The organism is Fibrivirga algicola, assembly GCF_011742925.1.
Classification (GTDB): Bacteria; Bacteroidota; Bacteroidia; order Cytophagales; family Spirosomataceae; genus Fibrella; species Fibrella algicola.
Window position 1 is genome coordinate 25,454 of record NZ_WAEL01000014.1, and the last position, 12,012, is coordinate 37,465.

Consider the following 12,012-nt stretch of genomic DNA (forward strand, 5'->3'; position numbering starts at 1 on the left):
GGAACCTGAGAGTACCTACTCTTTCGCCTTTGCTTGCAGTTGCTTCCACCGTCGATACGCTTCGGCCTGGTAGTCGCCACCGTCCGTCTGTTCTGCAACTTCATCCAGCGATATAGCTTCTCCCCAATCGGCTGCTTCGGCCTCCCGTACTTGTTGCTGATACGCATAAGCAGCTGACCACATATTGCCGTACATGCCGAGCTTATTAGCCTGATCGGGCAAGTCGTGAATTTTACCTTTGAAGTTGTGGTAATCGACGGTTTGGGCCAGCATCGTGTAAAAACGCGGCAGTTCGTTGGGCGTGACGATCAGGCGGGCAATATAATCGGCCTCCGGGGTTTCCAGGTACGTACCCACGAGGCCCGCCTGCGTCAGATTTTGAAGGTCGGCGGCGCGGCGGGCGCGGATCATGAAATTACCATCTCGGCTACTTTTTACAACCGAGAAAAAACCAAGGGTAGAGGCGATCCACATAGTAAATTGATGTTAAAGGTGTGGTGAAGAAACGGAAAGCAGGGAATCGGGTAAAGTAATGAGTTCGGCGGCCAGGTTGATCCGGTACCGTTCGCCGGGTTCGCCTTCAATCAGGTACGATTTTGCCATGGTGGCATCCAGTATGTCGCGGAAGGCTTTGTTAGCCCTCGACAGATTCTGGTTTCGGGCGCTCGGGTCTAGCGGGTCGACAAACCGGCTGATCCGCTCGGCTATATTGGGGGTTCTATCGGTCCCCGTCAGGCGGCAATACAGGTAAGTCAGCTCCTCGCGGTGGTCGCTCAGTTCCTTAAGCCGAACGCCTTCGGGATGTCGTAAATAGAACAGATACAGCACCTTAGCCAGTGCCGGCATTTTAACTTCCAGGTGACCAAACTGGCTTAAGGTGATGTTCAGATAGGGCGTAACCACCAGCGGACTGAGCGACACCGCACGCCGGAAACCCTGCTGAAAAAGCATCTGTTCGCGTAATCCGTTGAAGGCAGACAGGCCATCGAGAATCAGTTTTTCGGGGGCACCGGCGGCAATCAGTCGTTGCCAACAGGGCTGACAAATATCGCCGGTACGCAGTTTCAGCGCGATGTCGCCCTTTTTCTCGCAGAAATCGTTCATGCAACCAATGGGCTGTTGGTGCCAGTACGGATGCTCATCGTTCGACGGCAGGTTCATGCCCATCCGCAGGATGTTAGCCCATATCTGGTAGGCAACCGGATACTTGTGGTGGCAGGGCATAAACAACTCCCAGTCGGCCGTATGCACGAAGGCATTGCGCTGCCCGTCCGTCGCTGAGAACCAGTTCAGTGAGTTAGGGCGGCAAGTAAGTAGAATGACTACGTCGCCCTTGGGCAGTTGCCGCTCCTGCCGGAAACGATCGCAGACCTCGAACAACTCACGCCACGACAGTGGAAATCCCCGATCGGGCAGGTACGTAACTTTTTCCATCAGCTCGTACTCGAACCGGCTTCGGTCTACACGCCGGTGCAGAAAGGGGAACTCATCGGGATCGGTTTCCCGCTCAAAGGCCTGAAACGTAATGTCTGTTGCACTGAACGACTGAAGCAGCGACAGAACAGCGAAGAAATCGTTAGGATTGTAATCGGGAGTGCGAAGAAGATGAACGGTCATAAGGGGCGAAGCGGGCCTGTAAGATACAACCAGTACTTTTTTGCCTAGCTGGTAGCGTACCAGGTTAGCCAATCTGTTTCGTAAACGGTCGTAACTGGGCCACGCTGTTACGGTTGCTGATAGTACCCCTCTTCAGCCTCCTGACTAGACAGGCCCCGGCTGCGTTTTTCGTAGTAGGCCATCCGACCCTTGCGCTCGGCGTCGAATACCGATTTCATCCCCTGCTCATCGGCCTCGAAGCGAACGGCCGACTGAATGGACAACGACGCGGCCACCCGGTCTACATCATGGTTGGCTCCCATGTAGGTAAACGACCAGTTGTGCTGCTTTAGGCGGGTGATCATAGCCCGCACCTGCTGGGTAGAGAACTCACGGGAAGCATTCTCTTCACCATCCGTCAGTATGCTGACTAGCACCGTGTAGTCGCGTTCGCGTTCGGTGAGCCACTGCAGGCGCAGCAGGCTTTGCCCCAGGGCATCGTTCAGCGGTGTGGTGGCGGCGGGTTTGTAACGCGTAGCGTCGAGCGGCGCCAGTTTATCGACCGGCTGATTGGCCAGCAGTGTTTTGATTCCCAAGCCGTTGAAGGTAACGAGGGTAATGGTGTGTTCCTGCTCGGTAAACTGGGTCTGGGCACCCTGCACCGTTTGCACCAGTTCGTTGAAACCAGTGAGTGTGGCGGCTTTTAGGCCTTCCATTGACCCGCTTTCGTCCAGAATAATCAGATTGAAAACTTTGTGCTTGTGCATGCTCCTTTTGCGGTTGAGTAAGGCCACAAAACTAGCCTGGCCCCACCCCAGCAACAACGAACCTGCAACCTTGCAGCGCAATCAGAGTTGGTCGAGCAAGGCGCAAATATCAACCGCTTTGCGACCGGGGTACGTTGTTTTACCAGTAGCCGTGACCAGCAACGTACCCATTCCCAGGGCTTCGGCCGTGGCCATGTCACGCTCGGGGCTGTCGCCTACGAAAAGCACCCGGTGCGTCGGCGTATCAAACTGGTCGAGTGCTTTCTGGAACAGCTTCGGCGAGGGCTTGATCAGGCTGTGATCGGAAGAGAAAACCAGCGTGTCGAAGAGATGATGAATATGACAGCGCCGGAACGCCCGCACGAAGAGAGCTTTTTCAGACCATAAGTTACTGACCAACCCCAGTCGGTGCGTTTTAGCCAGTTGCTGCAACGCCTGGCAATGGCCGTCAGGTACGTGCCCGAGTTCATGGTGCGCAAAAACATTGTGCAGGCGGGCGGCGTCGGTTTGCGGTAAACCCAATGCATCGAGCGTTTCAATCAGGTACGTACTGGCTGGGCGGAAGTTTTCGTGGTAGGCCGGGTCGGCGTAGTGTTCGCTCATGGTTTCGTACACCTGATGAATCACCCACTGTACTTCCCGATCGGAATGGTATTTACCGCCCAGCCTGCGGTACGTTTGGGCGTAGTCCTGCTCCTCAGAGAAGCGGTTACCACCAAACATCAGGGTGTCCATCAAGTCGAGCAGGATCACGTCGTACTGATCGACGAAGCGCTTGGAAGAAGTCATATTATCCCTAACCCAAAACCGGCTCATAGGTTACCAACTGCTCAATTATCAGCTACAGTGGTTCAGGGCAACATAGATCCATTTACTCATATTTAATTTTTTTTCAGGGTTCAAAACGCCCACTCATTTAGCCATATTTCCTAGAAAACAACCAGTTATAACGTCACCAGCCACTAGTCTGGTACAACGTTCACGTTTTTTTACTTGACACCCTTAACAAAATCAAAGTAAATTGGTCTGATAATTGAGGGGCGGCTCATGGGCCTTGCATCTTTTATGCTTGCTTTTTACTAACCCACTCCGCTTCGGCACTATTAACGTATGCAGAAACTTAGCCTTAGCCAGTCATTACAGCAGAAGCTGTCACCGCAGCAGATACAGTTTATCAAGCTGTTGCAGATACCGACAGCCGAACTGGAAACTCGAATCGAAGAAGAGCTAGAGATCAATCCGGCCCTGGAAGAGGGTATGGACGAGGAGTACGACACCAAAGATGAGTTCGACGAGAGCGGAGAGTACGACGATAAAGACGACTATTCCGACAGAAGCGACGATTTGGACATCGATGGGTATCTGGCCAACGATGAGTTTGCTGGTTACAAAATGCAGGGCGACGGCTCCTACAACGAGGAAGACCGCGAGATGCCTATCGCCACTATGTCGAGCCTGATGGATTCGATGACCCAGCAGTTTGGTTATCTGCGCCTGTCCGACGACCAGAAAGCCATTGGTCTCCAGTTGCTGGGCAGCATCGAAAACGATGGCTACATCCGGCGGTCACTGCAGGCCATTGTGAATGACATGGCCTTTTCGCAGAATATCTTCGTCGATGCGGAAGAAGTGGAAGAGGTGCTACACATGATTCAGACATTCGACCCGCCGGGCATTGCCGCCCGCGATTTGCAGGAATGTCTGCTGCTCCAGCTACGCCGCAAAGATTCGTCGGACCCCTACGTTCAATTGGCGATCCGGATCATTCAGGAGTTTTTTGAAGAATTCTCGAAGAAGCATTACGACAAAATTCAGCGGCGGCTCAACGTAAACGACGAAGCGCTGAAACGGGTGGTTGATATCATCATCAAGTTAAACCCTAAACCAGGTTCGGTTGAGGGCGATGATAGTACCGTGCAATACCTGATGCCTGATTTCCTGCTGACCAACAACGGCGGAAAACTCGAACTGACTCTGAACTCGCGCAACGCCCCCGAACTGAAGATCAGCCGATCGTTTGCCGATATGCTCGACACGTACGACAAGAGCAACAAGACCAATAAGAACCTGAAAGAAACCGTCAGTTTCGTAAAACAGAAACTCGACGCGGCCAAGTGGTTTATCGACGCCATTAAACAGCGCCAGCAGACCCTGCTAAAAACAATGAACGCCATCGTGCGCTACCAGTACGATTTCTTCCTGACCGGCGATGAGAACAAGCTGCGGCCCATGATCCTGAAAGACATCGCCCAGATGATCGACATGGACGTATCAACGATCTCGCGGGTCGCCAACAGCAAGGCCGTACAAACCGAATTTGGGATCTATCCGCTGAAATATTTCTTCTCGGAAGGGATTGCCACCGATTCGGGTGAGGATGTCAGCAGCCGCGAGGTGAAGAATATTCTCAAAGACATGATCGACACGGAGCCGAAGGTGAATCCGCTTTCTGACGATAAGCTGGAGAAAATGCTGAATGATAAAGGCTACAACATTGCCCGCCGCACGGTTGCCAAATACCGCGAGCAATTGAATATTCCGGTGGCCCGGCTACGGAAACAGCTTTAACCAGTTTGACGTTTAATGTGTATGGTTTGACGTTGCCCCGACTATAGGCAACTGCTTTGCAGGCAGCAAACGTCAAACTCTACACATCAAACGTCAAACGCCCCTTGCACCCCCGTCTCGCCTACATCCTGTCAGTTGTTTTCCACCCGTTACTGATGCCCACGTGGCTTTTTGGCTTATTACTTTATGTAGCGCCGGTCCGTCTAAATGTCGATACGTACTCGCCGGATGTGCGGCTCAGCCTGCTGATTCTTGTCTTTGTAGGCACTTTTGCCATTCCCAGTCTGCTGATCCTATACCTTTTTCGCACGGGACTCCTGACCGACTTGACTATGCCAGAACGCGCCGATCGGCGGTTCCCCTACCTCATCTCAGGTATCGTTTATTCGGTAGTCACCTACCTATTCGCGTTCCGAATGAGTCTTTTTTCAGAGACATCGCCGGGTGTAGCCGTTATTTTGGGTAGTATCACGCTCTCTATTCTCCTGGTGGGGATCATCAATACGGTCTGGAAAATCAGCGCTCACACTGTGGGTATTGGCGGTGTACTGGGGACTATTATGCTGATGCTGATAAAATACGGCGATACCGACCTTTTTCTCCCTTTTGTAGGGCTGATTGCCCTGAGCGGGCTGGTCGCTTCGGCCAGGCTGCAGCTTAACGCCCACACGGTTGGCCAGGTAGGTGCAGGCCTGGGTTTAGGTGTGCTGGTAAGTGGCCTCGCCGTTTTCTGGCTGGTTTAGGTAAGTTTGTGGTATGCGTACGCTACCGCCCTATCTTGATCTTTTTGGCCTCATTATTTTGCTCGGGGTGGCCCAAGGGCTCTTTCTGGGGCTGTTTTTTCTAACGGGTAATCGCGCCAAAGACCGCGCCAATCACTACCTGGGCTGGCTGATGCTCGGAATCGCTGCCATTATCGGCGAAATCGTTTTCTGCTATAGCAATTACATGTTTCGGACCCTGGCCTGGGTCGACTTTTCTGAGCCGGCGAACTTTGCGATGGGTCCGCTCTTTTTTCTGTACGTGGCGACCCGTATCCGCAGCAAGCCACCTCGCTACTGGTCCCTACACCTGCTACCCACACTGCTTTGGGGGCTGTATTCGGTTTCGTGGCTCTACCAGCCTATCGAGCTTAAGTACAATAACTACATCGAGGCCTGGCATCCCGAGTTACCGCTGGTAAGCGAACCGTCCACCTACCTACCGGAAGACTTTTTTTGTGTTCGTGACTACATCAACGAGCTAACGTTACTGAGCTGTCTGGTTTACGTGGTGCTGGCTTTTCTGGTCATTCGGCGGGCGTTTCGACGGGCAGGGCGATCGGTCTGGAGTTCGGAACCCGTTATGCTGGTACACCTGCGAAACCTGACGGGGCTATTCGCGCTCATGCCCTTACTGATTGTCGTAGTTAAACCGCAGTTTTACGAAGACCTGGGCGACTACCTGCTGGCCTGTTACCTCACGGCAGTGATCTACGTCACCAGTTTTCTGGTCATGAGCGGCTCCGACTTTTTCCGGCTGAGCGTACCTTCCCTCACCGACGACCAGCCCAACAACGTACCTGAGCAACCGCAACCAATAGTAGATTTTCCCGGTTCGCTGGTCGACGAGCCGCGACGGAAATACGAGAAATCGTCGCTATCCGACGAAGTGGAGGAAGCTATACTCCGGAAGTTGGACCAGTTGCTGCGTACCGAAAAACCCTACCTCCAAACCGACATGTCGCTGCCGAAGTTAGCGGCACGGCTCGGTACCAGTCCGCATCACTTATCGCAACTGCTCAACGACCGGCTGGGACAACGCTTTTTTGACTGGCTGGCCACGTATCGGGTGGCTGAAGCCCAACAACTCCTGCGCGACCCCGCCACGGCCTACCTGAAAATCGATGAGATTGCCGAACGCGTTGGTTACAATTCACCGTCGGCGTTTCATACCGCCTTCAAACGGATCACGAACCAGACGCCCGCTCAGTTTCGCGATGCGGCCCCAACCACCGGCAACTAAGACCCCTTGGCCCTGCCCGAAAAACTTCGTCCCGGTCGGCACGAACTTCGCGACGATGGGCAGATAGGCCGTAAAATGGGCAGAAGCAGCACTTTCGGGGCATCAAATCACCGCAATCCGCTATGCAAACGGTCACCATCCCCGATTCTGCCCCGTCTACTCCCCTACCCACGGTCGGTCGCCGACACGACCTCGACTGGCTGCGAATTATCGCCATCCTGACGCTTTTCTTCTACCATACCGGCATGATCTATGTGTCGTGGGGGTGGCATATAAAAAGTGCTGAACATAGCCTGCCCATGGAGGTTGTGATGCGCTGGCTACATAGCTGGCGGATGCCGCTTCTCTTTTTCATTTCCGGCGCAGGTACGTTCTTCGCCTTACAAAAACGAAGCTACGGAGCCTATGCCCGCGAGCGGGTACGTCGGCTGTTCATTCCGCTAGTGTTCGGCATGTTTGTGATCGTACCGCCGCAGATTTACATCGAATGGCTGTTTCGGAAACGATTCGCTGGTAGCTACCTTGATTTTTACCCGGAAGTGTTCCATTTCCAGCCCTATCAGGATGGCGGCACAGGCGGCGCATTTAGCTGGCATCACCTGTGGTTTGTTGCCTACCTGTTTCTGTATTCGCTGCTGAGCATCCCCGCCTTTCGCTGGCTGAAAAGCCCCGGGGGGCAACGCTTTACCGATCGGCTGGGTACGTTGCTCACCCGGCCGGGCGGTGCCTTGTGGCTGGTTGTCCCTCTGTTGCTGAATGATCTGCTACTGGGCGGCTTTTTCCCCGACGAAACCCACGCGCTAATCAATGACTGGCGTTATTTCATGGAGAACCTGCTGCTATTCTGGGGTGGATATCTGCTCATCAGCCGCCGCGCTTACTGGCAGCTAATCGCCGATCAACGCCGGTATTTTCTGACCGCTACGCTCATCTGCACGGGCTTTTTCTACGGCGTACGCGCGCTGTTTGCCAACGATATACTCGCCTATACGGCAGTGACCCGCACCCTCTACAGCTTCAATAACCTCGGCCTGACCTGGTTTTCGGTGTTGATAACCATCGGTTACGGCTACAGGTACCTGAACCGACCTCACCGCTGGCTCCCGCAACTGAATGCAGCCGTATACCCGTTCTACATCCTGCACCAGACGGTTATCGTGCTAATCGGCTACTATGTACTCACCCGTACGCCGCTGGGTATTTACAGTGGCTTTCTGAGCATCAGCTTGGCCACACTGGCTGTTTGCACACTAACGTACCTGCTGCTCATTCGCCCTTTCCGCCTCACACGCCTGGTCTTCGGGGTGAATTTGGTTTGACGTTGCTCCGCTGATCTGTGGTCAGGCTCTGGCGGAGCAACGTCAAACCTCAAACGACAAACCAAATCACTTCTGTTTCCCCATAAAAAGTAGTATGCTTGCCTACTAATTCAGCTCAAGACCAAGAAAAGCCGTGTTTGAAAACCTGCTCTATGCCGTCGACAATGGCGTTTGTCGCATCACCCTTAATCGCCCACAGGTTTATAACGCGCTGAGTCCCGGCCTGATCCGCGACATTACGGCGGCCATTACGGCGGCGGGCAGCGACGAAACTGTGCGCGTGGTCGTGCTTACGGGAATGGGCGAGAAAGCCTTCTGCTCTGGAGCCGATTTAAAAGAGGGTTTCGCCAACGCCCAAACGGCGGGCGGTATGGCGCTGGGTGAGTCGCTGCGAACGGGCTATAACCCAATGATTCTGGCCATGCGTAGCCTGCCTAAGCCCATTATCGGGCGGGTAAACGGCGTAGCGGCAGGCGCGGGTTTTTCCCTGGCGCTGGCCTGCGATGTGATCGTTTGCAGCAACGAGGCTTATTTCAGTCAGATCTTCGTCAACATCGGCCTGATGCCCGATGCTGGGTCTACGTTTTTCCTGCCCCGGCTCATTGGTTCGCAAAAAGCCTTCGAGTTGTGCAGCACCGGACGGCGAGTGTATGGTCCCGAAGCCGCGGAGATGGGTCTAGTAAACCGATCGGTGCCGGTGGATGCACTAGACAGCGCAATCGACGAGTTAGTGGCCTATTATGCCGCTGCACCTACCCTGGCGATCGGTGCAATGAAAAAAGTTTTGAATCAATCGCTCTATTCTGACCTAGCTCATCAGCTCGACCATGAAGCTGACAATCAGGACAATCTAGGCCATACAAACGACGTATCAGAAGGTATTGGCTCATTCCTGATGAAAAAATCGGCAAAATTTAAGGGCCGCTAATTTGACTCACATCTTTTTTGTACTACTTTTGCAATCCCAACACGGGAATGCTTTCGTAGCTCAACTGGATAGAGCACCTCACTACGGATGAGGAGGTTTGGGGTTCGAATCCCTACGAGAGCACAAAAAGCCGCTTCAATCGAAGCGGCTTTTCTGTTTTTAGGCTATATCTGATCGGCTGATGGGTTCACGAAGCAGTCAGTACAGCCTAGTCAGCGATTCCCTCAGTCATAAGCCTGATGAGGCGGAGCCGGGTTAGTTAAAAACTCGTTATCGAACATAGATGTGTCACTGGCAATTTTAGATAGCCAAGTTATCCTATACTTGACTGTACGGTTTGTAGCATCCAGCATGGGCACAAAAAGCAGATTACCCTTTCTGGTTCCAATGAAGCGGACAAGGTCGCTTACCTGTTTCTTCAACAGCACCTGGTTGCCAATAAACGTGTTTGGCCCGACCGCCACTGTCGTTTTTCCGACCGGCGTCAATATCAAATCAGCCGTTGGGTTATAGCTACCCGTATCTTGCGGCATACCTCCGCCGCCGGGCCGTTTTCCCTTCTTCAAGACCCAACCATATAGCGTGACCGATGTATCGCCCAGGAAATAACTGAACGTTATATTTTGGTTGCCAATGGCTTTAAAAGCATCCGTAGACACTGTTAGCGAGTCTAGATAAAATGTAGGCGTTTGTTTACTGCTACCTGTTTTAGCGGACTTATTGTTGTTACATGCGTATAGTAGGCAAGTAAGAAGTGCTATATAAGATAGCGTTTTGGTTAAGCAAGTAGGGTTGGCCATAGTAGTAAATAGATGTGGTTCGTGTGGCAATAATAGGTAAGTAAGTAACCAAGAGGTGCACAACACCCTTAAGGTTGCATCAAGTATCAGCTGCTACCCCTTTCTGCTAAAACTAATAGGCCTTTTTTGCTATAACTAACTTCAAATCAACCACTTTTACTGCATTTATTATACGCATCTGTTCATCGGGGGTGCTCCAGCTATGTGTTTGCCTCTACTCATCCTACGTAGCGGTACAAACGCCCCCTTTCCAGTCATCAGCCGTCAGAAAACAGATTACGATGTTCCAGGTCATTCTTAATTGGGCGGAAGTATGGGCATTAGTCTTTCCACTGGTAACCTACCTGCGGCTTCGTCATCAGCCTGCCTTTCTGAAGCCGGTGATTTATTACTTGTGGGGTGCTTTTGTATTGAATCTGGTAAGTGATATAATCGGTGACTTCGAGGTTTATCTGCCAAGCTGGATGCAGCAAAACCTGATTCTATATAATATCCACTCCCTATTCCGATTTGTCTGTTTTATCTATTTTTTCAATCGGATTGAACAGCGTTTTTTTGCCAAGTACAGACAAATCCTGCTTTATCTATTTATCCTGGCCGCAGGGGCCAATGCTATCTTTCTGGAGAACTTCTTCGACCAGAATCACATCAATGGTAATCTATTTACGCTTGAGGCGTACTTTTTACTGATCCACTGTCTTCTGTATTACCTCGGCCAGTTACGCGAGGATGTAGAACGTTTTCAAGACGATAAGGCCTTCTGGGTCGTAACCGGTCTAAGCATCTATGTGGTGCTGAATTTTTTTATTTTCCTGTTCTACGTACCTATGATTCAGGAGAACTCCATGCTTGCCGATCGTATGTGGAGCGTTCATAACCTCGCGTATATTATTCTCTGCCTGTTCATAACCAAAGCTATCTATGTTCCTGTTCGATCTCACTACGGAGTATAGGGTAATCATTGGCATCTCGGCGATGGTGCTGCTGTTCAGCGTGTTTTTGATCTCCTTTGTGACCTCGCAGCGCAAGAAGTTGCAGTACCATAAGGAGCTTCAGCTATTGAATGAGAAGCAGCAGCAAGTGCTGCAGGAACAAAATATGCTGCTGGAACAACGGGTGAAGGAGCGAACGATTGAACTGAGTGAACAGAAGGAAGCACTTCAACAGTCACTCACGGAGTTAAAAACGACCCAGACGCACTTGATTCAGCGCGAGAAAATGGCTTCTCTGGGTGAGCTTACAGCCGGAATTGCCCACGAAATGCAAAACCCGCTCAACTTCGTCAACAACTTCTCGGAACTGAGCAACGACATGCTCAGCGAGTTGAAAGAGGAAATTGAGTCAAATAATCTGACTGGTTCGCTGGCTCTTACCGACGAACTAAGCCAGATTCTTCAAAAAATCAACCACCACGGTGTACGGGCCAGCAGTATTGTCAGAGGGATGCTCGAGCATAGTCGTGCCGAAACAGGAGAGCGTCAGTTGACCAACCTCAACACTCTGGCCGACGAGTACTTCCGGCTGGCGTATCAGGGAGTCCGAACAAAGAATCAGTCGTTTACCTGCGATCTTGTCACTGACTTTGCGCCCAACATGGGTAAGGTAATGGTAGTGCCCCAGAACATAGGCCGGGTGTTGCTGAACTTATACAACAATGCCTTTTACGCCGTACAGGAAAAGCAGAAAATGAGCGCAGCTGACTTCAAACCCTGTGTATGCGTGACCACAAGTCGGCAAAACGAGCGCATCACCATTCAGGTACGTGACAATGGCATGGGTATTCCCGACGCCATCAGCACCAAAATATTTCAGCCCTTCTTTACTACAAAACCCACCGGCAAAGGTGTTGGGCTGGGCCTATCGCTCAGTTACGACATTATCACCAACGAATACGGAGGCGAACTAACAGTAACCACGACACCGGGAGAAGGCACCGAGTTTGGCATTCATCTACCTTCGTTGGCCTAGCCTTCAATAGTCACGTTATGATTAATCGGCCTGTATTACTCCTTTTTCTGCTTTTTTTCTCG

General features: G+C 52.0%; 12 protein-coding genes and 1 tRNA gene. 8 read left to right on the forward strand and 5 right to left on the reverse strand.

Going from position 1 to position 12,012, the window contains the following annotated elements; genetic code table 11:
- Positions 1-15 precede the first annotated feature (15 nt).
- From F7231_RS26345 to F7231_RS26360, 4 genes are all read right to left on the reverse strand, one after another.
- Entirely contained in the window at positions 16-474 is a 459-nt protein-coding gene (locus F7231_RS26345; protein WP_166694222.1) for a hypothetical protein, read from the reverse strand.
- 12 nt (positions 475-486) lie between these two features.
- Positions 487-1,617, reverse strand: coding sequence for a hypothetical protein (locus F7231_RS26350; protein ID WP_166694223.1), 1,131 nt, complete (start codon positions 1,615-1,617; stop codon positions 487-489).
- Between the two features lie 107 nt (positions 1,618-1,724).
- Entirely contained in the window at positions 1,725-2,363 is a 639-nt protein-coding gene (locus tag F7231_RS26355; protein WP_166694224.1) for a vWA domain-containing protein, read from the reverse strand.
- An 81-nt stretch (positions 2,364-2,444) separates the two neighbouring features.
- Positions 2,445-3,152, reverse strand: coding sequence for an HAD family hydrolase (locus F7231_RS26360; protein ID WP_166694225.1), 708 nt, complete (start codon positions 3,150-3,152; stop codon positions 2,445-2,447).
- Between the two features lie 321 nt (positions 3,153-3,473).
- Here F7231_RS26360 and rpoN point away from each other — a divergent pair, with 321 nt between their 5' ends.
- The 6 genes from rpoN to F7231_RS26390 all read left to right on the forward strand — a co-directional run bounded on the left by rpoN (position 3,474) and on the right by F7231_RS26390 (position 9,305).
- Positions 3,474-4,931, forward strand: coding sequence for an RNA polymerase factor sigma-54 (rpoN, locus tag F7231_RS26365; RefSeq protein ID WP_085413072.1), 1,458 nt, complete (start codon positions 3,474-3,476; stop codon positions 4,929-4,931).
- Between the two features lie 104 nt (positions 4,932-5,035).
- Positions 5,036-5,674: a hypothetical protein gene (locus F7231_RS26370; RefSeq protein ID WP_229370415.1), complete on the forward strand. Its 639-nt coding sequence runs from the start codon at positions 5,036-5,038 to the stop codon at positions 5,672-5,674.
- A gap of 13 nt (positions 5,675-5,687) precedes the next feature.
- Positions 5,688-6,935: a helix-turn-helix domain-containing protein gene (locus F7231_RS26375; protein ID WP_166694226.1), complete on the forward strand. Its 1,248-nt coding sequence runs from the start codon at positions 5,688-5,690 to the stop codon at positions 6,933-6,935.
- A 122-nt stretch (positions 6,936-7,057) separates the two neighbouring features.
- Positions 7,058-8,254 carry an acyltransferase family protein gene (locus tag F7231_RS26380; protein WP_166694227.1) on the forward strand — a complete coding sequence of 399 codons (1,197 nt, stop codon included), beginning with the start codon at positions 7,058-7,060 and terminating at the stop codon, positions 8,252-8,254.
- 133 nt (positions 8,255-8,387) lie between these two features.
- Complete coding sequence (locus F7231_RS26385) at positions 8,388-9,182, forward strand: enoyl-CoA hydratase/isomerase family protein (RefSeq protein WP_166694228.1); 795 nt, start codon at positions 8,388-8,390, stop codon at positions 9,180-9,182.
- A gap of 49 nt (positions 9,183-9,231) precedes the next feature.
- Positions 9,232-9,305 (forward strand) — tRNA-Arg (locus tag F7231_RS26390).
- Positions 9,306-9,406: 101 nt separating this feature from the next.
- On the opposite strand, the gene F7231_RS26395 is transcribed toward F7231_RS26390, so the two are convergent.
- Positions 9,407-9,982: a hypothetical protein gene (locus F7231_RS26395; RefSeq protein WP_166694229.1), complete on the reverse strand. Its 576-nt coding sequence runs from the start codon at positions 9,980-9,982 to the stop codon at positions 9,407-9,409.
- A 281-nt stretch (positions 9,983-10,263) separates the two neighbouring features.
- On the opposite strand from F7231_RS26395, the gene F7231_RS26400 reads away from it, so the two are divergent.
- Positions 10,264-10,935 (forward strand): hypothetical protein, encoded by a 672-nt coding sequence (locus tag F7231_RS26400; protein ID WP_166694230.1) that lies wholly within the window; start codon positions 10,264-10,266, stop codon positions 10,933-10,935.
- The gene (locus tag F7231_RS26405) at positions 10,904-11,950 is read left to right on the forward strand and encodes a sensor histidine kinase (RefSeq protein ID WP_085413066.1); all 1,047 of its coding nucleotides are present in this window, start codon (positions 10,904-10,906) and stop codon (positions 11,948-11,950) included. The genes F7231_RS26400 and F7231_RS26405 overlap by 32 nt, the downstream gene beginning before the upstream one ends.
- Positions 11,951-12,012 lie beyond the last annotated feature (62 nt).

Coding starts and splice junctions, on each gene's coding strand:
- F7231_RS26345 (WP_166694222.1), bottom strand. CDS start 474: ATGTGGATCGCCTCTACCCTTGGTTTTTTCTCGGTTGTAAAAAGTAGC.
- F7231_RS26350 (WP_166694223.1), bottom strand. CDS start 1,617: ATGACCGTTCATCTTCTTCGCACTCCCGATTACAATCCTAACGATTTC.
- F7231_RS26355 (WP_166694224.1), bottom strand. CDS start 2,363: ATGCACAAGCACAAAGTTTTCAATCTGATTATTCTGGACGAAAGCGGG.
- F7231_RS26360 (WP_166694225.1), bottom strand. CDS start 3,152: ATGACTTCTTCCAAGCGCTTCGTCGATCAGTACGACGTGATCCTGCTC.
- rpoN (WP_085413072.1), top strand. CDS start 3,474: ATGCAGAAACTTAGCCTTAGCCAGTCATTACAGCAGAAGCTGTCACCG.
- F7231_RS26375 (WP_166694226.1), top strand. CDS start 5,688: ATGCGTACGCTACCGCCCTATCTTGATCTTTTTGGCCTCATTATTTTG.
- F7231_RS26380 (WP_166694227.1), top strand. CDS start 7,058: ATGCAAACGGTCACCATCCCCGATTCTGCCCCGTCTACTCCCCTACCC.
- F7231_RS26395 (WP_166694229.1), bottom strand. CDS start 9,982: ATGGCCAACCCTACTTGCTTAACCAAAACGCTATCTTATATAGCACTT.
- F7231_RS26400 (WP_166694230.1), top strand. CDS start 10,264: ATGTTCCAGGTCATTCTTAATTGGGCGGAAGTATGGGCATTAGTCTTT.
- F7231_RS26405 (WP_085413066.1), top strand. CDS start 10,904: ATGTTCCTGTTCGATCTCACTACGGAGTATAGGGTAATCATTGGCATC.